The sequence below is a fragment of the Pseudomonas sp. R3.Fl genome (assembly GCF_023516765.1).
Lineage (GTDB): Bacteria > Pseudomonadota > Gammaproteobacteria > Pseudomonadales > Pseudomonadaceae > Pseudomonas > Pseudomonas citronellolis.
Genome location: NZ_JAMGSO010000001.1, coordinates 4,033,996 through 4,060,317, shown reverse-complemented (window position 1 = coordinate 4,060,317; position 26,322 = coordinate 4,033,996). Strand labels below are relative to the sequence as shown.

General features: G+C 59.9%; 21 protein-coding genes and 1 tRNA gene. All 22 read left to right on the top strand.

The window, feature by feature from the left end; all coding sequences use genetic code 11:
- The first annotated feature begins 259 nt into the window (after positions 1 to 259).
- The 22 genes from M8R19_RS17915 to M8R19_RS17810 all read left to right on the top strand — a co-directional run bounded on the left by M8R19_RS17915 (position 260) and on the right by M8R19_RS17810 (position 26,313).
- Positions 260 to 1,033, top strand: a complete 774-nt coding sequence (locus tag M8R19_RS17915) for an ABC transporter ATP-binding protein (protein WP_043268338.1) — start codon at positions 260 to 262, stop codon at positions 1,031 to 1,033.
- Between the two features lie 14 nt (positions 1,034 to 1,047).
- Positions 1,048 to 1,800 (top strand): ABC transporter substrate-binding protein, encoded by a 753-nt coding sequence (locus tag M8R19_RS17910; protein WP_058488106.1) that lies wholly within the window; start codon positions 1,048 to 1,050, stop codon positions 1,798 to 1,800.
- A gap of 54 nt (positions 1,801 to 1,854) precedes the next feature.
- Positions 1,855 to 2,550, top strand: coding sequence for an ABC transporter permease (locus M8R19_RS17905; protein WP_058488105.1), 696 nt, complete (start codon positions 1,855 to 1,857; stop codon positions 2,548 to 2,550).
- On the top strand, positions 2,547 to 3,239 hold the full coding sequence (locus M8R19_RS17900) for an ABC transporter permease (RefSeq protein WP_074980141.1): 693 nt from the start codon (positions 2,547 to 2,549) through the stop codon (positions 3,237 to 3,239). The genes M8R19_RS17905 and M8R19_RS17900 overlap by 4 nt, the downstream gene beginning before the upstream one ends.
- Before the next feature lie 68 nt (positions 3,240 to 3,307).
- Positions 3,308 to 4,519, top strand: a complete 1,212-nt coding sequence (locus M8R19_RS17895; protein WP_249918482.1) for a methyltransferase — start codon at positions 3,308 to 3,310, stop codon at positions 4,517 to 4,519.
- Between the two features lie 402 nt (positions 4,520 to 4,921).
- On the top strand, positions 4,922 to 5,392 hold the full coding sequence (locus M8R19_RS17890) for a MarR family winged helix-turn-helix transcriptional regulator (protein WP_009613856.1): 471 nt from the start codon (positions 4,922 to 4,924) through the stop codon (positions 5,390 to 5,392).
- 3 nt (positions 5,393 to 5,395) lie between these two features.
- A complete protein-coding gene (locus M8R19_RS17885; RefSeq protein WP_249918481.1) occupies positions 5,396 to 6,874 on the top strand; it encodes an efflux transporter outer membrane subunit in 1,479 nt (492 codons plus the stop codon).
- Between the two features lie 12 nt (positions 6,875 to 6,886).
- Positions 6,887 to 8,074: an HlyD family secretion protein gene (locus tag M8R19_RS17880; protein ID WP_249918480.1), complete on the top strand. Its 1,188-nt coding sequence runs from the start codon at positions 6,887 to 6,889 to the stop codon at positions 8,072 to 8,074.
- 13 nt (positions 8,075 to 8,087) lie between these two features.
- Positions 8,088 to 9,626 carry a DHA2 family efflux MFS transporter permease subunit gene (locus M8R19_RS17875; RefSeq protein WP_074980147.1) on the top strand — a complete coding sequence of 513 codons (1,539 nt, stop codon included), beginning with the start codon at positions 8,088 to 8,090 and terminating at the stop codon, positions 9,624 to 9,626.
- Positions 9,627 to 9,697: 71 nt separating this feature from the next.
- Positions 9,698 to 9,773, top strand: a tRNA-Thr gene (locus M8R19_RS17870).
- Positions 9,774 to 10,180: 407 nt separating this feature from the next.
- The gene (locus M8R19_RS17865; protein ID WP_249918479.1) at positions 10,181 to 11,092 is read left to right on the top strand and encodes a glycosyltransferase family 2 protein; all 912 of its coding nucleotides are present in this window, start codon (positions 10,181 to 10,183) and stop codon (positions 11,090 to 11,092) included.
- Positions 11,093 to 11,097: 5 nt separating this feature from the next.
- Positions 11,098 to 12,156, top strand: coding sequence for a dTDP-glucose 4,6-dehydratase (rfbB, locus tag M8R19_RS17860; RefSeq protein WP_249918478.1), 1,059 nt, complete (start codon positions 11,098 to 11,100; stop codon positions 12,154 to 12,156).
- Positions 12,153 to 13,061: a dTDP-4-dehydrorhamnose reductase gene (rfbD, locus tag M8R19_RS17855; protein WP_249918477.1), complete on the top strand. Its 909-nt coding sequence runs from the start codon at positions 12,153 to 12,155 to the stop codon at positions 13,059 to 13,061. Before rfbB ends, rfbD begins: the two co-directional genes overlap by 4 nt.
- Positions 13,058 to 13,939, top strand: a complete 882-nt coding sequence (gene rfbA, locus M8R19_RS17850; RefSeq protein ID WP_249918476.1) for a glucose-1-phosphate thymidylyltransferase RfbA — start codon at positions 13,058 to 13,060, stop codon at positions 13,937 to 13,939. The genes rfbD and rfbA overlap by 4 nt, the downstream gene beginning before the upstream one ends.
- Positions 13,939 to 14,484, top strand: a complete 546-nt coding sequence (rfbC, locus tag M8R19_RS17845; protein WP_249918475.1) for a dTDP-4-dehydrorhamnose 3,5-epimerase — start codon at positions 13,939 to 13,941, stop codon at positions 14,482 to 14,484. The genes rfbA and rfbC overlap by 1 nt, the downstream gene beginning before the upstream one ends.
- 36 nt (positions 14,485 to 14,520) lie before the next feature.
- The gene (locus M8R19_RS17840) at positions 14,521 to 15,351 is read left to right on the top strand and encodes an ABC transporter permease (RefSeq protein WP_249918474.1); all 831 of its coding nucleotides are present in this window, start codon (positions 14,521 to 14,523) and stop codon (positions 15,349 to 15,351) included.
- 43 nt (positions 15,352 to 15,394) lie between these two features.
- Complete coding sequence (locus M8R19_RS17835) at positions 15,395 to 18,868, top strand: glycosyltransferase (protein WP_249918473.1); 3,474 nt, start codon at positions 15,395 to 15,397, stop codon at positions 18,866 to 18,868.
- Positions 18,865 to 19,803 carry an NAD-dependent epimerase/dehydratase family protein gene (locus tag M8R19_RS17830; RefSeq protein ID WP_249918472.1) on the top strand — a complete coding sequence of 313 codons (939 nt, stop codon included), beginning with the start codon at positions 18,865 to 18,867 and terminating at the stop codon, positions 19,801 to 19,803. Before M8R19_RS17835 ends, M8R19_RS17830 begins: the two co-directional genes overlap by 4 nt.
- Entirely contained in the window at positions 19,800 to 20,843 is a 1,044-nt protein-coding gene (locus M8R19_RS17825) for a glycosyltransferase family 2 protein (protein ID WP_249918471.1), read from the top strand. The genes M8R19_RS17830 and M8R19_RS17825 overlap by 4 nt, the downstream gene beginning before the upstream one ends.
- Positions 20,844 to 20,891: 48 nt before the next feature.
- On the top strand, positions 20,892 to 22,208 hold the full coding sequence (locus M8R19_RS17820) for an ABC transporter ATP-binding protein (RefSeq protein ID WP_249918470.1): 1,317 nt from the start codon (positions 20,892 to 20,894) through the stop codon (positions 22,206 to 22,208).
- Positions 22,205 to 24,184 carry a methyltransferase gene (locus tag M8R19_RS17815; RefSeq protein WP_249918469.1) on the top strand — a complete coding sequence of 660 codons (1,980 nt, stop codon included), beginning with the start codon at positions 22,205 to 22,207 and terminating at the stop codon, positions 24,182 to 24,184. Before M8R19_RS17820 ends, M8R19_RS17815 begins: the two co-directional genes overlap by 4 nt.
- 155 nt (positions 24,185 to 24,339) lie before the next feature.
- Positions 24,340 to 26,313 (top strand): ArnT family glycosyltransferase, encoded by a 1,974-nt coding sequence (locus M8R19_RS17810; protein WP_249918468.1) that lies wholly within the window; start codon positions 24,340 to 24,342, stop codon positions 26,311 to 26,313.
- Positions 26,314 to 26,322: the final 9 nt, after the last annotated feature.

The following is a 26,322-nucleotide window of genomic DNA, read 5'->3' as shown; positions in this document are numbered from 1 at the left end:
TCTTTTCCCCCGCCGGCGAAGCTGGCACTATCGCGCCCCTCGTTTCGCCGGCCCCCTCGCCAGGCTTCCGGGCCCCCGGTGTTCAGCCCAGGCGACAAGGCACTGCGGCAATGCGACAAGATGCCACCATCCAGGCCCGGCGCGGCCCCCGGACGCTTGGCGCCCCCCGGGTCGCGTGATAGGTTGCGTTCGCCAGGAAGGCCCTACCCCCTGCCGCGGCGCGCCGCGAAGCATCCGAACAACAATAGAGGAGCCCCCAATGGCCGAGGCCATACCCGCACTGGAAATCCGTAACCTGCACAAGCGTTACGGCGACCTGGAAGTGCTCAAGGGCATTTCCCTGACCGCCCGCGAAGGCGACGTGATCTCCATTCTCGGCTCCTCGGGCTCCGGCAAGTCGACCTTCCTGCGCTGCATCAACCTGCTGGAAAACCCGCACCAGGGCCAGATCATCGTCGCCGGCGAAGAGCTGAAGCTGAAGAAGGCCAAGGACGGGGCGCTGGTCGCCGCCGACAACCGCCAGATCAACCGCCTGCGCAGCGAACTGGGCTTCGTCTTCCAGAACTTCAACCTCTGGCCGCACATGAGCATCCTCGACAACATCATCGAGGCGCCGCGCCGCGTGCTGGGCAAGAGCCGCGCCGAAGCCATCGAGATCGCCGAGGCCCTGCTGGCCAAGGTCGGCATCGCCGACAAGCGCCACAGCTTCCCCGCGCAGCTCTCCGGCGGCCAGCAGCAGCGTGCGGCCATTGCCCGCACCCTGGCCATGCAGCCCAAGGTCATACTGTTCGACGAGCCCACTTCCGCACTGGACCCGGAGATGGTCCAGGAAGTGCTCAACGTGATCCGCGCGCTGGCCGAGGAAGGCCGCACCATGCTGCTGGTCACCCACGAAATGAATTTCGCCCGCCAGGTTTCCAGCGAGGTGGTGTTCCTCCACCAGGGCCTGGTCGAGGAACAGGGTTCCCCCGAGCAGGTCTTCGGGAACCCGCAGTCCGCGCGCTGCAAGCAGTTCATGTCCAGCCACCGCTAACGGAGCAACTTTGCATGAAGAACTATAAGAAGATCCTTCTGGCCGCTGCCGCCACCCTGGCCTTCGGCGCCCACGCGGTCGCCGCCGAGAAGTTGCGCATCGGCACCGAAGGCGCCTACCCGCCCTTCAACGGCATCGACGCCAGCGGCCAGGTGGTCGGCTTCGACCTCGACGTCGGCAAGGCCCTGTGCGCCAAGATGAAGGTCGAGTGCGAGGTGGTCACCTCCGACTGGGACGGCATCATCCCGGCGCTGAACGCCAAGAAGTTCGACTTCATCGTCGCCTCCATGTCGATCACCGACGAGCGCAAGCAGGCGGTGGACTTCACCAACCCCTACTACACCAACAAGCTGCAGTTCGTGGCGCCCAGGTCGGTGGACTTCAAGACCGACAAGGGCTACCTGAAGGGCAAGGTGATCGGCGCCCAGCGCGCGACCATCGCCGGCACCTGGCTTGAGGACAACATGTCCGACACCGTCACCATCAAGCTCTACGACACCCAGGAAAACGCCTACCTGGACCTGTCCTCGGGCCGCCTGGACGGCGTGCTGGCCGACAAGTTCGTGCAGTACGACTGGCTCAAGAGCGACGCCGGCAAGGACTTCGAGTTCAAGGGCGAGCCGGTGTTCGACAACGACAAGATCGGCATCGCCGTGCGCAAGGGCGACCCGCTGCGTGACAAGCTGAACGCCGCCCTGAAGGAAATCGTCGACGACGGCACCTACAAGAAGATCAACGACAAGTACTTCCCCTTCAGCATCTACTGATGCCAGCCCGGCGCGCCCTGTGACCCAGGGCGCGCCCCTTCAGGCGCGATCCCCATGATTTTCGACCTGCACGGTTTCGGCCCGCAGCTGGCGGCCGGCACCCTGATGACGCTCAAGCTGTCCCTGGCCGCGGTCTGCCTCGGCCTGATCCTCGGGCTGCTCGGCGCCATCGCCAAGACCTCGAAGAATGCCTTGCTGCGCATGCTCGGCGGCGCCTACACCACCCTGGTGCGCGGCGTGCCGGAAACCCTCTGGGTGCTGATGATCTATTTCGGCACCGTGGCCGGGCTGAACGCCGTGGGCGACCTGTTCGGCAAGCCCGACCTGGCCCTGAGCCCCTTCGCCGCCGGCACCTGCGCCCTGGGCCTGTGCTTCGGCGCCTACGCCACCGAAGTCTTCCGCGGCGCCCTGCTGGCCGTGCCCAAGGGCCACCGCGAGGCCGGCCAGGCGCTGGGCCTGTCCGCCCCGCGGATCTTCTGGCGCATCGTCCTGCCGCAGGTGTGGCGCGTGGCCCTGCCTGGCCTGGGCAACCTGTACCTGATCCTGCTCAAGGACACCGCCCTGGTCTCGCTGATCACCCTCGACGAGATCATGCGCAAAGCCCAGGTCGCCTCCAACGCGACCAAGGAGCCGTTCACCTTCTACATGACCGCCGCGCTGATCTACCTGGGCCTGACCGTGTTCGTCATGGCCGCCCTGCACTTCCTGGAGCGCCGCGCCGGCCGCGGTTTCGTGAGGAACGAGCTATGACCGACATGGAGCTGATCCTCAAGTGGCTGCCGAAGATGCTCCAGGGCGCCGGGCTGACCCTCGAGCTGCTGGCCTTCGCCGTGGTCGCCGGCCTGGCCCTGGCCGTGCCGCTGGGCATCGCCCGCGCCTCGCGGCACTGGTACGTGCGCGCGCTGCCCTACACCTACATCTTCTTCTTCCGCGGCACCCCGCTGCTGCTGCAACTGTTCATCGTCTACTACGGCCTGGCGCAGTTCGAGTCGGTGCGCCAGGGGCCGCTCTGGCCCTACCTGCGCGATCCCTACTGGTGCGCGCTGCTGACCATGACCCTGCACACCGCGGCCTACATCGCCGAGATCCTCCGCGGCGCCATCCACGCCATCCCGGTGGGTGAAGTGGAAGCCGCGCGGGCCCTGGGCATGTCGCGCCGCCAGGCGCTGCTGCACATCATCCTGCCGCGCGCCGCGCGCATCGCCCTGCCGGCCTACAGCAACGAGGTGATCCTCATGCTCAAGGCCAGCGCCGTGGTCTACACCGTGACGCTGTTCGACATCATGGGCATGACCCGCACCATCATCGCCCGCACCTACGAGGCCATGCTGTTCTTCTGCCTCGCCGGGGTGTTCTACCTGGTCATCACCCTGGTCCTCACCCGCCTGTTCCGCCTCGCCGAGCGCTGGCTGCGGGTGGACTCCATGCAGGGGCGCTGACCGGCGCTTCCCGGATGTGGCGGGGCCGCTATAATCGCCGCCCCGCCACTCACTCCCAGCGCACCGCCGTGGCCAACCGCCTCACCGACGACGTCCTGCTCCAGCGCTTCCAGGCCCTGGACGCCTTCCTGCTCGCCCACCAGGGGCTGTGGCGGCCCAAGCCCTTCACCCTGCTGGAACTGCCCTGGGAAGCCGAACACCGGGAACTGGCCACCTGGCTGCGCGGGCGCGATCTGGAACAGGCCGACGCCGCGCACAACCAGCCCGAACGCCTGCCCGCGCCGGCGCCCTTCCCGGAGCTGGCGAGCCGCGCCGCGCAACTGAGCGAAGTCGAGGACCTGCCGTCACATCCGCTGCCCAGGCTGCCGGCGCAGTTCCAGGTCGACGTGCCCGGGCGCAAATGGCAGCAGATCGAGGCCTTCGCCAGCCGCCTGGAGTTCGCCACACCCTCCGTGCAGTGGCTGGACTGGTGCGCCGGCAAGGGCCACCTGGGACGCCTGCTGGCCCATGGCGGGCAGCCGCTGCTGAGCCTGGAGCGCGACCTCGCGCTGGTCAGCGACGGCCAGCGCCTGAGCGACCGCCTGGGCCTGCGCGCCATGCACGTCGAGCAGGACGTGCTCGCCGGAGGCGCCGCCCGCTACCTGCAGCCCGGCCAGACCGCCGTGGCCCTGCACGCCTGCGGCGACCTGCACGTCCAGTTGCTGCGCCTGGCGGCAAGTAAGCGCTGCCGGCAACTGGCGGTGGCGCCCTGCTGCTACAACCGCATCACCGGCGAGCACTACCAGCCGTTATCCACAGCCGCGGGCGCTTCCCGCCTGAAGCTGGACCAGGACGACCTGCGCCTGCCGCTCGCCGAGACGGTCACCGCCGGCGCCCGGGTGCGGCGCCAGCGCGACAACTCCATGGCCCGGCGCCTGGCCTTCGACCTGCTGCAGCGCGAGCTGCGCGGCGAGGACAGCTACCTGCCGGTGCCCTCGGTGCCCATGGACTGGCTGCACAAACCCTTCGCCGACTACTGCCGCGACCTGGCCGCGCTCAAGGACCTGCCGTCCCCCGCCGAGCGCGACTGGAGTGCGCTGGAGGCCCAAGGCTGGCGGCGCCTGGCCGAGGTGCGCAATCTCGAACTGGTGCGCGGCCTGTTCCGCCGTCCACTGGAGCTCTGGCTGCTGCTCGACCGCGCGCTGTTCCTCGTCGAACAGGGCTACCGGGTACGCCTGGGGCGCTTCTGCGCCAGCCAGGTCACGCCGCGAAACCTGCTCATCCTCGCCGAACACGTCTAGTACGAGCGTTCCAGAGAGAAGCCCACAGAACCTGTGGATAACTCTGTTGAGAACACCGGGAAAATCGCTCACGCGGCCCGCTGCTGGCCTGCCGGCGCGGCTCTGTTCGAATTTTGAACAGATCAGATAATTTCTTTTAAAAACATAACCTTAAGAAAAACCTGAAAAGCACTGAGGCTTTTTTAGCACTAGCCGCCAAGCCATGCCCCGGCATTGTGCATAAGCACTGCTGCCGGGGCCGCGTCGCACACCGAGCGGGCACATCCTGTTTCGCGGAACGCTCGCATAGTGCTTTCAGGAACGGATTGTTGCCCATTTGCAACAATCTGCTATTTGTCATTAGCTGCCTAGGCAGTATTATTTCGAAACACATTACCTGCCTAGACAGTTATTAGCCTTGCCATGGATCACTACCGCGTCACGGACTTCCCGTTCAGGGGCTCGATCGGCCAGTTGCTGGGGCTGGCGGCCATCCTCAAGGACCGCCTGCTGGACAAGCACCTGATCCACCTGGACATCACCGCCGCGCAATTCAAGGTGCTGTTCTTTATCGGCCAGAACCGCGCCAACACCCCGGGCGAGCTATGCCGCGAGCTGTCCATCGACAGCGGCTCGATGACGCGCATGCTCGATCGCCTGGCGAAGAAGGACCTGCTGCTGCGCCAGCCCTGCCCCAACGACCGGCGCAGCGTGCGCCTGCAGCTCAGCCCCGCCGGCGAGGCGGTGAACGCCCAGGCGCCACAGATCGCCGTGCGGGCGATGAACGAACTGGTCGGCTGCCTCAACCCCGAGGAACTGCTGACTCTCACCCGGCTGCTGGACAAGATCCTCGCCAGCCATGGCGTCGCACCCGGCGCGACCCAGGAGAAGTAGGCCATGCGTGCATTCCGCTTACCCGCCGCTACCCTGCTGGCCAGCGCCGTGGCGCTGGCCGGCTGCGTCAGCTCCTCGGGCCTGGCGCCCAGCGGCAAGGCGCTCGACAGCGCCTCGCTGCAGGCCGGCCGCAGCCTCGACGGCACACCGCTGTCCAGCGCCGCCTGGCCCCGCCGGAACTGGTGGAGCAGCCTGGGCGACGCCCAGCTCGACAGCCTGATCGACGAGGCCCTGAAAGGCACGCCGGACCTGCAGATCGCCGACGCCCGCGCTCGCCAGGCCGCCGCCGCAGCCAACGCCGCCGATGCCGAGCGCATGCCCACGCTCAATGGCAAGGCCAGCTATGCGGGCATCCGCGCGCCCACCAGCGTGCTCCCCGCGCCAACGGGCGGGCATTATTCGGCGGTGAAGTACCTGTCCCTGGGCTTCAACTACGATTTCGACCTCTGGGGCGGCCAGCGCGCCGCCTGGGAAGCCGCCCTCGGCCAGGCCAACGCCGCCGAGGTGGACCGCCAGGCCGCGGCCATCACCCTCTCGGCCAACGTCGCCCGCGCCTATAGCGAGCTGGGCCACGCCTTCGCCGTGCGCGACCTGTCCCGCGACGAGCTGGAACGCTCGCAGCGCCTGTTCGAGCTCAGCCGCAAGCGCATGGACGCCGGCCTGGACAGCAAGGTGCAGTTGCAGCAGACGCAAACCCAGGTGGCCAGCGCCCGCCAGCAGCTGGCCGCCGCCGAACAGCAGATCGCCAGCGACCGTATCGCCCTGGCCGTGCTGCTCGGCCAGGGGCCGGACCGCGGCCTCGACCTGCAGCGCCCGCAACCGCTCAAGACCGACGCCCTGAGCCTGCCGCCCGACCTGCCGGCGGAACTGCTCGGCCGCCGTCCGGACATAGTCGCCGCGCGCTGGCGCGTCGAGGCCGCGGGCAAGGACATCCAGGCGGCGAAGACGCAGTTCTACCCGAACCTCAACCTGGGCGCGATGATCGGCCTGGCCAGCATGCACACCAGCGACCTGCTGGAGGCGCCGAGCCGCTTCTACCAGATCGCCCCGGCCATCTCCCTGCCGCTGTTCGACGGCGGCCGCCTGCGCGCCAACCTGGCCGGCAAGGACGCGGACTACGACCTCGCCGTGGCGCAGTACAACAAGACTCTGGTCGGCGCCCTGGGCGAGGTCAGCGACGACCTCGGCCAGTTGCACTCGCTGGAGCAGCAACTGGTCGACCAGCGCGAGGCCCGCGACATCGCCAAGTCCAACTTCGAACTGGCCATGCGCCGCTATGGCGAAGGCGTCGGCAACTACCTCGACGCCCTCAGCGTGCAGCAACAGCTGCTGCTCGCCGAGCGCCAACTGGCCAACCTGCAAGCCCAGCGCATCGACCTCTCCGTCCAGCTGGTGCAAGCCCTGGGCGGCGGCTTCCAGGCCGACTCCGTTCCCCCGTCTTCCGCCCCGCTCGCCCAGGCGGGCGCAGCCGCCGTGCACTAAGAGGCAACCGCCATGACCACCGATACCCAAGAAACCACCGGCGGCAACCCCCAGCGCAAGCGCTGGCTGCTGATCCTGCTGGTCGTCGTCATCCTCGCCGGCATCGCCGCGGCGCTCTGGGAGTTCCTCTACGGGCGCTGGCACGAAGACACCGACGATGCCTACGTCAACGGCAACGTGGTGCAGATCACCCCGCAGATCACCGGCACCGTGGTCAGCATCGGCGCCGACGACGGCAACCTGGTGCACAAGGGCCAGATCCTGGTGAAGTTCGACCCCAGCGACGCCGACGTGGCCCTGCAGCAGGCCGAAGCCAACCTGGCGCGCACCGTGCGCCAGGTGCGCGGGCTGTTCAGCAACGTCGACGGCTACAAGGCCGACGTCGCCGCGAAGAAGGTCGCCCTGGCCAAGGCCGAGGCCGACTTCAAGCGCCGCCAGCACCTGGCCGACGACGGCGCCATCTCCCGCGAGGAGCTGGCCCACGCCCGCGACGCCCTGGATACCGCGCGCAACGCCCTGACCAGCTCCGAGCAGCAGCTGGACACCAACCGCGCGCTGGTGGACGACACCGTCGTCGCCTCCCACCCCGACGTCAAGGCGGCCGCCGCCAAGCTGCGCCAGGCCTACCTGGACGACGCCCGCGCGGTGATAGTCGCGCCGGTGGCCGGCTACGTGGCCAAGCGCACCGTGCAGGTCGGCCAGCGCGTGCAACCGGGCACCGCGCTGATGGCGGTGATCCCCCTGGACCAGGTGTGGATCGACGCCAACTTCAAGGAAACCCAGCTGCAGCACATGCGCATCGGCCAGCCGGTGGAGATCCGTTCCGACCTCTACGGCAGCTCGGTCAAGTACCAGGGCAGCGTGGAAAGCCTGGGCGTCGGCACCGGCAGCGCCTTCTCCCTGCTGCCGGCGCAGAACGCCACCGGCAACTGGATCAAGATCGTCCAGCGCGTGCCCGTGCGCATCCGCGTCGACGCCAGGCAACTGGACGAGCATCCGCTGCGCATCGGCCTGTCGATGGACGTCAACGTCGACCTGCACGACCAGAGCGGCCCGGCCCTGTCGCAGCAGCCGCCGAAGGAAGCGCTGTTCTCCACCGACGTCTACCAGCAGCAACTGGCCTCGGCGGACCAGCTCATCGAGCAGCTGATCCACGCCAACATGGCCGACGGCCGCGGCCGCAGCACCGCCGCGCGCTGAGCCCGGAAGCATCATGAGCGAGAACAGCAGCAACGGCGCCTTCAGCCCGCCCAGCCTGGTGATGGCCACCATCGGCCTGTCCCTGGCGACCTTCATGCAGGTGCTGGACACCACCATCGCCAACGTCGCCCTGCCGACCATCTCCGGCAACCTGGGGGTGAGCGCCGAGCAGGGCACCTGGGTGATCACCTCCTTCGCGGTGAGCAACGCCATCGCCCTGCCGCTGACCGGCTGGCTGAGCCGCAAGGTCGGCGAGGTGCGGCTGTTCATCGCCGCCACCATTCTCTTCGTGATCGCCTCCTTCCTCTGCGGCGTGGCCCAGCAGATGGGCATGCTGGTGGGCTTCCGCGCCCTGCAGGGCTTCGTCGCCGGGCCGCTGTACCCGATCACCCAGACGCTGCTGATCTCCATCTACCCGCCGGCCAAGCGCGGCATGGCCCTGGCGCTGCTGGCGATGGTCACGGTGGTGGCGCCCATCGCCGGGCCCATCCTCGGCGGCTGGATCACCGACAGCTACAGCTGGCCGTGGATCTTCTTCATCAACGTGCCGATCGGCCTGTTCGCCGCCTTCGTGGTCTACCAGCAACTGAAGAAACGCCCGGTGGTGATCAAGCACGCGCCCATGGACTACATGGGGCTGATCCTGCTGGTCCTCGGCGTGGGCGCCCTGCAGATCGTGCTCGACAAGGGCAACGACCTGGACTGGTTCGAGTCGAACTTCATCGTCGGCGGCACCGTGGTGTCGGTCATCGCCCTGGCGGCCTTCATCATCTGGGAGCTGACCGACAAGCACCCGATCGTCAACCTGCGCCTGTTCGTGCACCGCAACTTCACCTTCGGCACCCTGGCGCTGGTGGGCGGCTACGCCGGCTTCTTCGGCATGAACCTGCTGCTGCCGCAGTGGCTGCAGACGCAGATGGGCTACACCGCCACCTGGGCGGGCCTGGCCGCGGCGCCGATCGGCATCCTGCCGGTGTTCCTCTCGCCGCTGGTCGGCCGCTACGCCAACAACTTCGACCTGCGCATCCTCGCTGGCCTGGCGTTCCTGGTGATGTCCGTCACCAGCTTCATGCGCGCCGCCTTCAACACCGAGGTGGACTACGCCCACATCGCCCTGGTGCAGACCCTCATGGGCCTGGGCGTGGCCTTCTTCTTCATGCCCATCCTGAGCATCCTGCTCTCCGACCTGCCGCCGGACCAGATCGCCGACGGCTCGGGCCTGGCCACCTTCCTGCGCACCCTGGGCGGCAGCTTCGCGGCCTCCCTCACCACCTGGATCTGGGACCGCCGCGCCACGCTGCACCACGCCCACCTGACGGAGAGCCTGAGCACCTACGACCCGGCCACCCGCGACGCCCTGGACCTGCTCGGCGGCGCCAACCAGCACGGCGCAGCCATGCTCGACCGCATCGTCGAAGGCCAGGCCTACATGCTCTCCACGGTGGAATACTTCACCCTGCTCGGCTGGCTGTTCCTGACCCTGCTGGCCATCATCTGGCTGGCCAAGCCCCCCTTCGGCGCCAAGCCGGGAGCGGCCGCCAGCGGCCACTGAGCAAGCGGACACAAGCTGGAAAATCAGAGGTTTACACCGCCCGGCGCGTGGCTATAATGGCGTCCCTCCTTGCCGGTATAGCTCAGCTGGTAGAGCAACTGACTTGTAATCAGTAGGTCCCGGGTTCGACTCCTGGTGCCGGCACCATCTTTCTCAAGACGACTTGGGCTCACCTTCGGGTGGGCCCAAGTCGTTCTTGCCGTAGGGAAAAGCTCTATCTCCGGGGTTGTACCGGCGAAGAAACTTTTTGCCTTGAGTGGAATCCAATTACGCCTTATAGATGCCGCTGAGTTTTGGCCTCTCTCGGGGCCACCCACCGTCCAGCAGCCTAGAATAACCAGAGTGTGTTTACGGGTTTACTCCCCAGGTCCGATGCATATAATTGCCGCCTTTTCCACCAGATCGCCCAGACCGGCAGCTGTCCCACACCTGCCGGCACCCCATGGATGGCGGATTCGCAAGAACCGGATGGATTCGCCGGAGGCCCTGTGTTGACTTCTTCGCCCTCTGCATCATCCCCAAAGGGGCAGAGTTCGCCTTCCGCGTCCGAGCGGGTGGCCATCCTGCTGTCGACGTACAACGGCGAACGCTTTCTCGCCGAACAGCTCGACTCCCTGATCGCCCAGACCCACCAGGACTGGACGATCTATGCCTCCGACGATGGCTCCAGCGATGCGACATTGAACATCCTGGCGAAGTACCGCTCGCAGCTTGGCGATGATCGCCTCGTCATTGTGCCGGGCCCCCGCCAGGGGTTCGCGGCGAACTTCCTGAGCCTGCTAGCTCGGGAAGAAATCCAGGCACCCTATTTCGCTTTCTGCGACCAGGATGACCTCTGGATTCCCGAGCGACTCGCGATGGGGCTGGAGTGGATGCGTGGCCTTCCCGCCGATCGCCCGGCGCTTTTCTGCTCCAGGACGCAGCTGATCGACAGTAGTGGCAAGCCCATTGGGCTGTCGCCCTTGTTCAACAAACCGCCATGTTTCGAAAACGCCCTCGTTCAAAGCATTGCCGGCGGCAACACGATGCTCTTCAACGCGGCGGCTCGCCACCTCCTCAGCCAGACGGATCGCAGTACGCATATCGTCTCGCATGACTGGTGGGCCTATATTCTGGTTACTGGCTGCGGAGGGGCTGTCGCTTATGAGCAACGCCCAACCATAGGCTATCGCCAGCATGGCAATAATATCGTGGGCTCCAATTCGAGCTTGCAGGACCGCTTGGTTCGCGTCCGGAAAATGTTCCAAGGTACTTTTCGTCAATGGACGGATGACAATCTGAATGCACTTTCATCGTTCAAACACCATCTGACGCCTCACAACCAGAAGACGCTCAGCCTGTTCGAAATGGGTCGTCATGCTCCTCTTTTCATTCGGCTAAGACTCATGCATCAATCAGGAGTCCACCGCCAGACGCTCCCAGGCACACTCGGCCTGACCGCTGCGACAATCCTCCAAAGGGTATGATTTCAATGACCATCCTCGTGACCGGCAGCGCCGGCTTCATCGGCGCCAACTTCGTTCTCGACTGGCTGGCAGGCAATGACGAAAAGGTCATCAGCCTCGACAAGCTGACCTACGCCGGCAACCGCCAGAACCTGGCCAGCCTGGATGGCGACGAGCGGCACGTGTTTGTGCACGGCGACATCGGCGATGGCGAACTGGTTTCCCGCCTGCTGGCCGAACACCAGCCCCGCGCCATACTGAACTTCGCCGCCGAATCCCACGTGGACCGCTCCATCCACGGCCCGGAAGACTTCATCCAGACCAACATCGTCGGTACCTTCCGCTTGTTGGAAGCAGTGCGTGCCTACTGGAACGGCCTTGGCAACGAGCAGAAGTCCGCCTTCCGCTTCCTCCACGTCTCCACCGACGAGGTCTACGGCTCGCTGGGCCCGAACGACCCGGCCTTCCGAGAAAGCAACAAGTACGAGCCGAACAGCCCCTACTCGGCCTCCAAGGCCGCGTCCGACCACCTGGTCCGCGCCTACCACCACACCTACGGGCTGCCGGTACTGACCACCAACTGCTCGAACAACTATGGCCCCTACCACTTCCCCGAAAAGCTGATCCCGCTGGTCATCCACAACGCCCTGGCCGGCAAGCCGCTGCCGATCTACGGCGACGGCCAGCAGGTCCGCGACTGGCTGTACGTGAAGGACCATTGCGCCGCCATCCGCCGCGTGCTGGAAGCCGGCCAACTGGGCGAGACCTATAACGTCGGCGGCTGGAACGAGAAGGCCAATATCGACGTGGTCCATACCCTGTGCGACATCCTCGACCAGGAACAGCCGCGGACCGACGGACGGAGCTACCGCGAGCAAATCACCTTCGTCAAAGATCGCCCCGGTCACGACCGCCGCTACGCCATCGACGCCAGCCGCCTCGAGCGCGAGCTGGGCTGGAAGCCGGCGGAAACCTTCGAGACCGGCATCCGCAAGACCGTGCGCTGGTACCTGGACAACCAGGCATGGGTGAACAACGTCACCAGCGGCGCATACCGTGAATGGGTAGGTAAGCAGTACGCATGAACAAGATTCTTCTACTCGGCGCCAACGGCCAGGTCGGCTGGGAACTCCAGCGCGCCCTCGCGCCCCTGGCGCAACTGGTGGTCTGCGACCGGCAACGGGCCGACCTGAGCGACCTGGCCAGCCTGGCCCGACTGGTCGCCGAAGAGCGCCCCGACGTGATCGTCAACGCCGGTGCCTACACCGCGGTCGACAAGGCTGAAAGCGACGTCGACACTGCCCGCCGCATCAACACCGAAGCAGTCGCGACCCTGGCCCAGGCCGCGCGGGAAATCGATGCCTGGCTGGTGCACTACTCCACCGACTACGTCTTCGACGGCAGCGGCGACGCCCCCTTCGAGGAAGACGCCGCCACCGGCCCACTGGGCGTCTATGGCCAGACCAAGCTGGAAGGCGAATTCGCCATCCGCGAGAGCGGCTGCCGTCACCTGATTTTCCGTACCAGCTGGGTCTATGCCGCGCGTGGGGCGAACTTCGCCAAGACCATGCTGCGCCTGGCCAAGGAGCGCGACGAACTGCGCGTCATCGCCGACCAGGTGGGCGCACCGACCAGCGCCGAACTGATCGCCGACGTCACCGCCCTGGCGCTGCAGCGCCTCGCCCATGATGCCGACCTGCGCGAACGTGCCAGCGGTACCTATCACCTGGTCGCCAGCGGCGAGACCAGTTGGCACCGTTACGCCCAATTCGTCATCGGCGAAGCCATCCGCCTGGGCGCCGGCCTGCGCGCCACGCCAGAACGCATCGCCCCCATCGCCACCAGCGAATACCCGCTGCCGGCGAAACGCCCGGCCAACTCGCGCCTGGCCAACGACAAGCTGCAACGCACCTTCGGCCTGGTACTACCCTGCTGGGAGTACCATGTCCAACGCATGATCCGGGAACTGGTAGACCAGGGAGCAGTATGAAACGCAAAGGCATCATCCTCGCCGGAGGCTCCGGCACCCGCCTGCATCCGGCGACCCTGGCCATCTCCAAGCAGCTGCTGCCGGTCTACGACAAGCCGATGATCTACTACCCGCTCAGCACCCTGATGCTGGCGGGCATCCGCGACATCCTGATCATCTCCACCCCACAGGACACCCCGCGCTTCGAGCAACTGCTCGGCGACGGCAGCCAATGGGGCCTGAACCTGCAGTACGCCGTGCAACCGTCCCCGGATGGCCTGGCCCAGGCGTTCCTGATCGGCGAGGAGTTCATCGGCAACGACCTCTGCGCCCTGGTGCTGGGCGACAACATCTACCACGGCCACGACTTCCAGGAACTGCTGGTCAGCGCCATGCAGCGCACTTCCGGCGCCAGCGTGTTCGCCTACCACGTGCATGATCCGGAACGTTACGGCGTGGTCGAGTTCGACGCCGATGGCAAGGCCATCAGCCTCGAAGAGAAGCCGGCCAGGCCGAAATCCAGCTATGCGGTGACCGGCCTGTACTTCTACGACAACCAGGTGATCGACATCGCCAAGAGCATCAAGCCCTCCGCCCGCGGCGAGCTGGAGATCACCGACGTCAACAAGGCCTACCTGGAAGCCGGCAAGCTTTCCGTAGAGATCATGGGCCGCGGCTACGCCTGGCTGGACACCGGCACCCACGACTCGCTGCTGGAAGCCAGCCACTTCATCGCCACCCTGGAAAACCGCCAGGGCCTGAAGGTCGCCTGCCCGGAAGAGATCGCCTTCCGCCAGAAGTGGATCAGCGCCGAGCAGCTCGAAGCCCTCGCCGCCCCGCTGGCCAAGAATGGCTACGGCCAATACCTGAAACGCCTGCTGGTCGAGATCGTCTACTGATGAAAGCTACCCGTCTTGCAATCCCCGATGTCGTACTGATTGAGCCTAAAGTTTTTGGTGATGATCGCGGGTTCTTCTTCGAGAGCTTCAACCATCGTCAATTCGAAGAGGCCATCGGGCGGTCGGTGAGCTTCGTGCAGGACAATCATTCGCGCTCTATCGGTGGGGTATTGCGTGGACTGCATTATCAGCTGGCACAGGCACAGGGAAAGCTTGTGCGTGTGGTCAATGGCGAAGTATTCGACGTCGCAGTGGACCTTCGCCGTGGCTCTCCAACTTTCGGTACCTGGGTAGGGGAACGCCTGAGCGCCGAGAACAAACGGCAGTTGTGGATTCCGGAAGGCTTCGCTCACGGCTTCCTGGTATTGAGCGAAACTGCCGAGTTTCTCTACAAGACGACTGATTACTACGCACCAGAACATGAACAGTGCATCGTCTGGAACGACCCTTCGCTGAACATTTCCTGGCCCATTACCCAACAGCCGCAATTGTCCGCAAAGGACCAGGCAGGTCGTCAACTGGCCGACGCACAAGTCTATGAGTGAACGAACGACTATGGACCCGCAGGCCGAGGCAGGAAAATGAGCACTCTCACCCACCATCCGTCTGGCGTGAACGCAGCGGCTCGCAGCTTCTGGGTGAACCGTTCGATCATCGCCAAGATGACTGTTCGCGAAGTCATCGGGCGCTACAGAGGCTCGATCATGGGCCTGGCGTGGTCGTTCTTCAATCCGATCCTACTGCTCGTCGTCTATACCTTCATCTTCGGCGTGATCTTCAAGTCGAGATGGGGTAATACCGAGCCGCATGAAACCGGAGAATTCGCCATCATCATCTTTTCCGGGATGATCGTTCACGGCTTGTTCGCTGAATGCTTCAACAGGGCCCCCTCACTGATTACCGGGAACCCCAACTACGTCAAAAAAGTCATTTTTCCTCTTGAAATACTCCCGTGGATTTCCATGGGAGCAGCACTTTTCCATACCTGCATAAGCTGGTTCGTCTTGCTCGTCGCAGAAATCCTGTTGAAGGGCCATATTCCGCTGACAGCAGTACTGTTTCCCATTGTATTGCTGCCGCTGATTATCCTGACCATGGGCCTGGCCTGGTTTCTGGCCGCCTTGGGTGTCTACCTTCGCGACATATCCCAGATCACAGGGATCATCACCACCGTGCTGATGTTCCTGTCGCCGATGTTCTATCCCATCTCGGCGATACCGGAAACCTACCGACCACTTCTTTACATCAACCCGCTGACGTTGATCATCGAAGAATCACGACAAGTACTCATATGGGGGAACCTCCCGTCTCTCAGCCAACTAGGAACCTACTACGTTCTCAGTCTTGTTATAGCCTGGATCGGTTTCTGGTGGTTCCAGAAAACCCGCAAGGGCTTTGCTGACGTTATCTGAGCAGACTTGGTCACTGCCGTGCACTTTCTAGGAAAAGAAGACAATGCGACTCTTGAAAACGCTCCCTGACAGCCTTGCTCGTAAAATGGAGCGTCTAAAGTGGCAGATGGCGCTCGCGAAAAGCCCTCTTTTCGATACTGACTGGTATCTCGCCCAGAACCCGGACGTGAAAGCTGCCGGGATCAACCCGTTAAAGCACTACCTGAGCATTGGCTGGCGCGAGATGCGAGATCCCTGCGCAGAGTTCGATGGTGCCTACTACCTGACCCGCTACCCCGACGTGGCGTCCCTCGGTGTTCCGCCACTCGTGCATTACTGGCTGCATGGACGCCACGAAGGCCGGCATCTGAACCCTTCGCTTGACCTGCGGTGGATTGGCGACCATCACCAACAGATGCGTGATTCGACAGCAGAAGCTCCATCGTCCAAGGCCTGGACTGGGACTGATCAATCACCCTACATCAGTGTGATCATCCCCACATATAACCGCATCCGGCTGCTACCTACCGTAATAGAGGCATGGCGCCTGGTGGATCGGGAAACGCCCTTCCCCTACGAAATCATCTTCTCGGATGACGGCTCGGAAGATGGCAGTGTCGAGTACCTCGAGCAGTTGGAAGGCCTGCCCCTTCGCGTCCTACGCAATGATCACGGTGGAGCATCCAAAGCACGAAATACCGCCATCCAGGCCGCCAAGGGAGAACGTCTACTCATCATCGGCGACGACATCTTCCCGGACCCTCAGTTGCTCAATGTGCATGCCCGCCTGGCCAGGTCGCTCGGCAAGAACGTTGCCACATTGGGCGTCGTCGATTGGGCGAACAATCTCACCGTCAATCATTTGATGCAGCACATCACAGAGATTGGCAACGAGCAGTTCAGTTACAACCGGCTTCCGGATCAGTCATTTGTCGATTTCCGACACTTCTACACCTGCAATATCTGCGTCGACAAGGACCTGATCCTGCAGGAGAAGAAAATTTTCGATGATCGCTTTGATCAATATGGCTTCGAAGATATAGAACTCGGCTACCGCCTGTCCCTGAAGGGCATGAAGATATTCTATACAACCGAGGCCAAGGGTGATCACTACCACCCCTATATCGTAGAGGGTTTCTGCAAGCGCCAGATATGTGCCGGGAGAATGGCGGTAGTCTTCCGTGATGCCCACCCCGGCGTCGGCAAAATACTGGGCATCGATGCGCTTGAAGCCCTGGTCAACAGCAAGAGCATCGCCAATTCGCGGGCAGGCCAGCAACGCTGGCAGAAAAGGCTCGACGCCCTTGTCCAGCGCTGTAATGCGTTGGAGAAAGCCATCGAGCAGGGCAACAACTCGGTGAAGAAACTGATCGGAACCTACCTGAGTACCATTTACAGTACATTGTTCAGGGCAATGTATGAATATGGTGTGCTCCAGCGCATTGCTAAAAGCGATCAGGTCCTATCGATTGCCATGGAAAGGAATTTCTCCGAACTCTGGAATGAATACTGGGCACTGATTGAAAGCCATTCCGCACAAGATCTGGAGCTTGCACTAAGTGATTCGCACAACCTGTTGGATGCGCTTGTCCTGAAGGATCCAAGCGTACTGCCGGCCTTGCAGACACAACCAGCAGCATTCCAGGAGTTGCTGTTGCTGGAAGCGCTAAACAGCACACCCAACCCTACCAACAACCGCCGACTGCATCTGCAGCGCATGGCTGGTCGAGTACTTTATTGGCTGGTCAACGATCCCAGGTACCTGTTCCGTCGCATACTCGAAACCTATAGGTCGAGAACACAGAGCACCTCAAGCGCCCCCCGCCCGGCCAACGCCCCGGTCAACCCGAGGCTGGTCCTGATCCTGAAAAGGGGCAACCCCGACAGCTCGGCGCTTGAGGAGCACTTCACTCACCTGATGGGCGATAGAGCATCCATAGCTTGGTTATCCGAGCAGGGACAGCTCACTCCCGAAGAATATGCGCAACCCGGCAACTGCTACTTCCGCCCCTCGTCCCTCGCCAACTTCCCCCACAGGGATCACCTGCTGGGCGCTTGGCTCGCGCTGATGGAAAACCGCGTCGACATCTCCTTGATTTCCTATGGGCTGGAAAACGATGGGAACGTTATCCACGCAAGTCTGCAAGACCAGATGGTTTTCTCGGAAAGAGTGCGGGAGGCGGTTCTGCAGGGAAATTTCGACGGCACGCCATTCACGGGAAAGATCTATCGTACGGAACCGAGCCAGAAGCGCAGATGGCAGAAGTCGTCGCTGGACGAACTGTTCGGTACGAGAGTGTCCTTCAACGAACACAACTCGTTGTTCTCAACGCAGGGAAAAGTCCCCACTGCAACTTCCTACACCCCCTCGTCGCTGTTCCCAGCCGCCAAGAACCGACCGACCATCTTTGTATTTCCAGTCTTCGTGGCCGTCGGTGGGGTTGAAAGAAATACCGTCGAGATCATCCGCAGGCTCGAGCAGACCTATGATTTCGTCGTCATCACTATGGAGCGGCTGCGCCAGGAACAAGGCAGCCTGGCATCGCAGTTCCAGGAAGCAGGCGCCCGACTCATCGAAATGTCGGAGATCGTTGTTCACGACGATTACCTTCGCGTATTGCTCAAGCTCAAGAAGTGGCTGAAACCCGACCTGGTATGGATCTGTAACGGCTCTCCCTGGCTCTGCGACAATGCGCAGAACTTGCGCACGCTGTTCCATGATATCCCCATCGTCGACCAGGAGGTCTACGACGTGAACGAGGGGTGGATCAACCGATATCACGAACCAGGTATCCAATCGTTCGATCGCTTCATCGCCATCAACAGGAAGATCGAGCAGAAATTCGTTGACTTCCTGAATATCAAGCAAGAAAAAGTCGACCTTATCTATTCCGCGGTCAACACTCAGCGAATCATCGACTACAAGCACAACGCACTGCCTCCTGAGCAAGTCAAAGCGAAGCTCGGCCTTCCTGAAGGTAAGAAAATCTTCACCTTCGTCGGCAGGCTCACCGCCCAGAAACGTCCGGTGGAGTTTCTGAAAATCGCCCAGAGCCGCCAGGCATTGACCGACGAGGTATTCGTTCTGGTCGGCGATGGCGAACTCGCACAGCAGTGCCATGATTTCATCGGACAACACCGCCTGACCAATGTCATCTGCATTCCCTATGTCGCCAATACGTTGGAATTGGCCTCCGTGACCGACGGTCTGATCATCACCTCCGCTTATGAAGGCCTACCCATTGCCATGTTGGAAGTGATCAGCTTCGCTGTGCCGGTATTCTCCACCGACGTCGGTGACATCGCCCTGGTGCTCCAGGACTACCAGGCCGGGATGACTATCCCCGTCGAAGCGCAAGAGTCTGAAAGACTGACAAGCCTCTGCGCATGGATGGAGAAACTTTTCGCGTACCGCAGCAATCTGCGCAAGCACGAGCAGGAGATTATGGAGCGCTTTTCCAGCCAGAAGATTTCCGAGCAGTACATTGACTGCTTCTATAAGGCGAGCATTCCCTATCTTGAGCAAGCGACGACATGAAAGTTCTGCTCATCGGAGGGAGTGGCTTCATCGGCAGGCACTTGGCGCGCAGTCTGGCAGCCAGAAACGATGACGTCCTAATCATCGGTAGAAACTCGCCAGCAACCCCTGAGGCATCATCGATCAGGCACATCGTCGGCAGCTATGCCGATACACCGACGCTAAGGGCCGCGCTTCAGGGAGTGGACGCTGTCGTCCACCTGGCTCACGACAGCCTGCAGCTCAATCAGACCTGTGATATGGCGGCGGAGTATTCGAGGAACATACTTCCCTCTATCAACCTGATGGAGGAATGTCTCAGGGCCAATGTAGCCAAGTTAATCTTCGTCTCTTCTGGCGGCACCGTTTACGGCAACACCCAGGCCCGTGTTCCGCTGAAGGAGAACGCTACGACGGCGCCGATTTCGCTGTACGGCACCTCGAAGTTGAGCATCGAACAGATTGCTCACCTCTACCACGTGCAACGTGGCCTGCCGGTAGTCATTGTTCGCCCAGGCAATGCCTATGGTCCGGGGCAGATTCCCTTCAAGGGCCAAGGTATCATTGCCACGGCCCTAGCGTCGGCCCTTATCCAGAGACCGATAGCGGTCTTCGGAGATGGCGGAGCTATTCGAGACTATGTCCACGTCCGGGATATTTCCGAGGCAATCGTCCAGTTGCTCCACTCTTCGATCTCCGGTGAAGTATTCAACATCGGCACTGGCACCGGCACCTCTATCATCGACTTGCTCGAAAAACACTTACAGCCGCTGGTCGAAGCCTCCGGGTATAGCCTAATCCTAGAAAGGAAACCCGTTCGCAGTATGGATGTCGGTTACAACGTCCTAGATAGCGAAAAACTCAAAACGCACATTGAGTACTCTCCCATTCCGCTAAGGGATGGCCTGCCGGAAACCTGGGGGTGGGTGAAGGACCAATGGAGCAAAGTGACATGAACAAAGTTTCGGTAGTCATTCCCAGCTACAACCACAGAGTTTATATCGGCAAAGCTATCGATAGCGTCCTGACCCAGAGCCACGAAGATCTGGAGCTTATCGTCATCGACGACGGCTCCAGCGATGACTCGCTGGAGTACCTGCGGGAGATCAAGGACCCGCGCTACACGTTGGTCGAGCAGGCCAATGCCGGCGCGCACAATGCAATAAACCGGGGCTTGGACCTGGCCACTGGAAATTACCTGGCCATCCTGAACTCGGACGATATCTTCCATCCGGATCGCCTGAAGCGTTGCCTCGAGGCCATGCGGGCGAACGACAGTGAACTGGTCACCAGTTGGATCGAAGTCATTAACCAGCAGGGGCAACCACTGGGGGTGAAACAAGGCTGGCAGAACATGTTGCCATGGCCGATTGCTGATCTGAAAAACTCCTTTGCCGGAACCAATAGTTTCGAGTTGAATCTGTTCGTTTCCAATTTCGTGTCTACAACCAGCAACATGTTATTCACACGAAATCTCTATAAGACCATCGGTGGCATGCGAAACCTGCGATTCGCCCACGACTGGGACTTCATGTTCAGAGCAGTGCAACAGTTCCGCTGCTCGCTCATTGAGTCACCACTGATGCAATATCGGATTCATGGCAGCAATACCATTTCCTCCAACAGAGCCTGGATGCTGTTCGAGATATGCTGGGTACTGGCCAGCGGCATGCGCCGCTTGGAATCTTCTCTGTTCTATACCGGCACCGACCATCAGCAATGGATGCGCGACGCCGAGCGCATCTACAACTCGGTAAACCTGCAGGGCAATGACAAGATCTACTGGATGATCCGCCAGTTCGTCGATGTCCAGGAGAAGCAGGGAAATACAGATGCAGAACTCCTCCTGCTGGATGACGCCGAGCTTCGCCAGGCTTTCATCAGACATATAGTGACAGGAGCCGACGGCGCCCCGACTAACTCGGCACAAACGGCCGGAACAGAGAACGTCATAAGCCGCCTGAAACGTCGCCTACGTCAGTCGCTGAAAAGCTGACCTCTGCTGTCAAGCCCTCAGAAAACGAACTCTCTCAAAGATATAAGCATGCCATCTAACAGCGCGATAATCGTTTCAGGCGTCAGTAAATGCTACAACATTTACGACTCACCCCAGGACCGTCTGAAACAGATGATCCTTCGCGGGAGGCGAAAGCTCTATCGCGAGTTCTGGGCGCTTCGAGACGTTTCCTTCGAGGTTCCTCGCGGCGAGACGGTCGGTATTGTGGGACGTAATGGATCCGGCAAGTCAACACTCCTGCAGATCATCGCAGGCACCCTCACTCCCACCTCCGGCAGCGTCACCACAAGCGGACGAGTCGCGGCGCTTCTGGAGCTTGGCTCGGGCTTCAACGCCGACTTTACAGGACGTGAAAACGTCTATCTCAATGCCGCCCTGCTGGGACTGACGCAGGAAGAAATCGACGATAGATTCGACAGTATCGCCAGCTTCGCGGACATCGGCTACTTCATCGACCAGCCGGTCAAGACCTACTCCAGCGGGATGTTGGTTCGCCTCGCCTTCGCAGTGCAGGCACAAATAGACCCAGAGATTCTCATCGTCGATGAGGCACTTGCCGTTGGTGATGCGAAATTCCAAGCCAGATGCTTCGACAGGCTCAAGAAGCTCAAGGACTCGGGCACCAGCATTCTTCTCGTCACCCATAGCAGCGAGCAAGTTGTTACCCACTGCTCTTCCGCGGTCCTGCTGGACAGTGGCTCGGTCGTCACCCAGGGTAAGCCGCGCGAAGTCATCAACAACTATCTCGACCTGCTATTTGGTCGCGAGAAGCTTGATATCAGCGAGCCCACTGCAACTGCACTGCCCCCTGACCGAGGGGAAGCCACTGTCGAGCCAACCTACTCACAAGTCGATACCGCCAACGATGTATTCTCCTCCCGGCAACTCTACAACCCCTACGAGTATCGCTGGGGTGATGGCTCAGCGATCATCACCGACTTCGCCCTGATCAGTGATGGAGCCGAATACCCCACCTTGGTCAGGAACGGATCCGAGGTCATCCTGAAAGTAGGAGTGAAGATTCTCAGTCCCCTGGTCCGTCCTATTCTCGGCGTTACGATAAAGACCAAAGACGGTGTAACCCTGTCCGGAAGCAATTCCGAGCTGCTGCAATGCGAGGAGACGAAATCCGAGTACGCTACTGGCAGCACCTTTGTCGCTACGGTTCGTTTCGACTGCACTCTGGGCGAAGGTGACTTCTTCATCTCGCTTGGCGTTGCGACGCGGAACGGCGAAGACATAGTCCCCCACGATCGACGCTATGACTCGATTCATTTCGCGGTGGGCACAGATTCCCGGTTCTTTGGCCTGACGAACCTCAACATGAAAATGAGCATAGAATGAGCCAGATTTCTCAAGAGCTGGAACCACTCGGCTACATCTACCAACCGGAAAGTCGAATTTGGGCTCGCTCAAAGCCTGTCGACTTCGACTACAGCGATGGTGACGAAACCGAAAACCGTATCCATAGAATCATCGCGCAAGCCAACGACATTTCGGTTTTTTCCCGGGAACTTCAAGCTGCCTGTACCGACTGGCCTACCACCTATCACTTGAGTTCGGCTCGGGGAAATCTCCTGCGCCCACTGGAGCGCTTCCTGCGTGCAGAAGTGCTCGAAATCGGCGCAGGCTGCGGCGCCATCACCCGTTTCCTCGGGGAGGCTGGCGGTAACGTCATCGCCATCGAAGGTAGCCCGCGCAGAGCCGCTATCGCGGCACAACGCACCCGTGACCTAGCCAACGTCACTGTGGTCAATGACCAGTTCGAGAATTTCGGGACGACAGCGAAGTTCGACGTCATCACCCTGATCGGGGTTCTCGAATACGCTGGAAAATTCAGTCCGTCAGACGATCCCGTCAATGCAATGCTTCGATCCGTGAAGCAACTACTGAAGCCAGATGGAATCCTTATCATCGCCATCGAGAACCAATTGGGGCTCAAGTATCTCGCTGGAGCTCCAGAGGATCACTTAGGAGTTCCTCGTCTCGGCATCCAGGGTCTTTACGAAAATCCAGGGGTAGAAACCTTTGGTCATGTCGCACTGCGGCAAAAGTTGACTACAGCCGGCTTCAAAAATATAGAGACTGCGCTTCCCTTCCCGGACTACAAAATTCCAGCCAGCATAATATATCCGGCAGCCCATACGACTGAAACAAATTTTGACGCATCATCCTTGGCAGCTCAAGTTTCATCTCGGGATGTTCAAACCACCTCCAGACAAGTAAATTTCTCGCTTGAGTGTACTTGGAGGGAGATTGGAAAAAACCGGCTTTTGCCCGAACTCTCCAACTCTTTCCTAATAGCAGCCTCCAGCGAAGAAGCTGGCTCGAGAATTTTTTTTGAAAGCGATATCCTAGCTAGCCATTATTCCACGAATCGGCAACCCGCTTTTTGCAAATCTGTTGAGTTCATAAAAACACCGAGCGGAGACGTCCTAGCTCGAAATAGCCTGATAAATCCGGAAGCGGCACTAAGACAAGCGCCCACGAGATTTATGCATAAGCTCCCCGAGGAAGCATACTTTCCTGGGGAAGCGTTAAGCACCGAATTCATTCGTGAACTCCAGCGACCAACGTGGACAGCCAAAAGCGTAGCAGCCTACATGAGGCGCTATCTCTCGATTTGCCTGTACGAATCAGGTGCAATTCCAAGCACCGATACGGCTATCGACTTGTCCATGAGCGTATCAGGAAAGCACATAGACCTTATCCCACAGAATATCCTTGTACAGGGAAAGCAGGTTCAGATAATTGATCGCGAGTGGGAATACGATGGTGATATCTCCGTTGCCTATCTGACTTTCCGAGCCCTGACTACGTTAATAAGAATGATATCCAGCTTTGCCGTCCCGCAAGAGCCGAGGTGGTTGCAGCAAGGTAGATTATTCGAATGCGTCTTTGCTCATCTCGGCAAGGATTTTCTACAAAGCGACTACGAGGAGTTTGCTCGACAGGAGGCTGACTTCATGTCTTTCGTATCGTCGATACCCTGTGCCCCTATCCCGTTCAACGACTGGTATCAGCATATCCTGCCCTCCTATCTGGATCATGCCCAAGACTTGACAAGGCCTTTGCTGGCACACCTCCAAGAAGTTGAAAGTCTTGCGGAAACCTACATATCCCAGATCAAATGGCTCGAATCAGAAAACGCCTCTCTTCATACACAACTGGAAGATATGCATCAGGCCGTCTCTGAGCTGAAGTCAGGCTTCGAAGACGAACGACTAAAGCTAGAAAGCAAAATAGCACAATCAGGAGAAGAGCTTTTGGCAATTAAATCATCGAGAGCCTGGCGATTTGGCAGCCGTCTATTCAGGTAACTCCGCGGCTAGCAGGATGGGCAGCCAGCCACTCCGAAGGCCACCGCACCAGCAGTGAAAGCTCTTCGCGGTGGAAAAAATAAAAGTCCAAGGCTGTGGAAATAAATTATTGGCTGCGTCAACACAAGGACGTCACACTAAAAAAGTGAAATACCATGAAGAGCACGAGTCAAAAGAAGCAGCACTCAATGATCCAACGCACACTTCTCTCTCTGCAGACACAACTCCAGATATTGAAGCTGCTCAGCCTGGCCATTCTTGCGTTTTCATGCTTCATTGCTCTCTATTACGCCGATCAGCTACCACTTGAAGCGCATGCATTCAGACAGACACAAACCGCATTGACATCTTACTGGTTCATCAAGGACGGCTTCCAACTGGCCTATGAGACGCCTGTAGCCGGAGCCCCGTGGTCTGTTCCGTTCGAATTTCCTATCTATCAGATCATCGTTTCAGTGATATCGAAGACGCTGAGTCTTAGCCTTATAGGAACCGGCCGAATTGTCTCTTATGCATTCCTATTACTTTGCATAATACCTACCTGGGCTATTTGCAGGACACTTAAACTCCCAAAGACCACGATATACATATTTACTAGCCTTTTCCTATCCAGCCCCATTTATCTATTCTGGGGCAGGACCTTCATGATAGAAACCACCGCGCTATTCTTTTCCATACTAGCAATCTACTATTTCATAAAATATCTGCAAACCAGAAGCATCGAAAACGCTCTAATTTTTTCTTTAATAGTTTCAATATCAGCACTACAGAAAGCAACTACGGCCCTACCTACGCTGGCCACTTTATGCGCCATACTCTTGCTGATAGAACTGCAATACTCGAAAAACTTCTCTACACTTCTTTCAAGAAGAAACATCCTGCACTTGGTGATACTGTTTGCCGTGCCACTCATAGTCTGCATTGCCTGGACACATTACACTGACCTCATAAAGCTGAGAAGCCCTATGGGGCAACAACTGACATCTAGTGCCCTAAGCAAGTGGAACTGGGGTACGATCTGGCAGCGTTTCTCCTCAGACTTGTATGTCAATGTAATATGGCAAAGAACGCTCAATGGAAACCTCGGTGGTTTTCTAGGGCTATCAGTGGTACTCGGCGGGTTATCTTTCACTCCACCCAAAGCAAAGTTGGTAATAGCTGCATCGCTCGCCCTCGGTCTGGCTCCGTTCCTCATATTCACCAACCTTCATATAATCCATGACTATTATCAAACAGCAAATACCGTATTCCTTATATTCTCAGTCTCGATAGCACTAGCCTATGGACTCGAAGAGATATCGAAACCCAGCCTGATTTCTTTCATCCTACTATTCATCATTACCAATAACTATTTGCAATACAGTGGAAACTACTATCAAAGAACCCTAGCTACTTTCGGGCCAGAAACTGAAGACCGCCTGATAGCCAGCGCCATAAAAGGCAACACAGACAGCAATGAAAGCGCAGTGATTTTCGGTAAGGACTGGAGCTCTGCAATTTCTTTTCTCTCCCAAAGAAAATCACTGACAGTACCAGAGTGGCTGTATGAGCACGAGAAAGTACTAAAATTCCCTGAAAAATACTTAGGAACATCAAAGCTTGGCGCCATAGTTGTTTGCCCGAAGACAACAAAAACAACACCTGCAGAACTCATGAGTTGGGCAACAGAAAAGGGCTGGAAGGTATCTGAGCTATCAGAGTGCTACATAGCACTACCCGAAAAGAGACTTCCGCACACCAATCAAGATGCCAAATTCCCCTCGTGCATCGGCAGCCTGGATTATGCCAGACCGACCAGTCCTATTATTTCTGGAGGTCTATATGTCGGTGGCTGGACCATGAATGACTCGATGCAGCACAGCATTCCAGACGTTGTCTATATAACGCTCACGAATGAGAGTGGAGTTTCGACATTCAATGAAGCCGTGCAGTTCCCCCGCCCAGATGTAAGCGACTACTATCACCGCCCCGACCTTGGCACCGTGGGCTTCGGCCTTATCATGAGATATCCCACAGGTGCACATGAGTATAAAGTTGGGGTTGCAAGAGTTACGAACGGCCAACTGGAAATCTGTCAGTTCAGAAAGGAATTGCGCATAGAGAATGACGAAATCCGACTGATTCATTAATAGAACTCT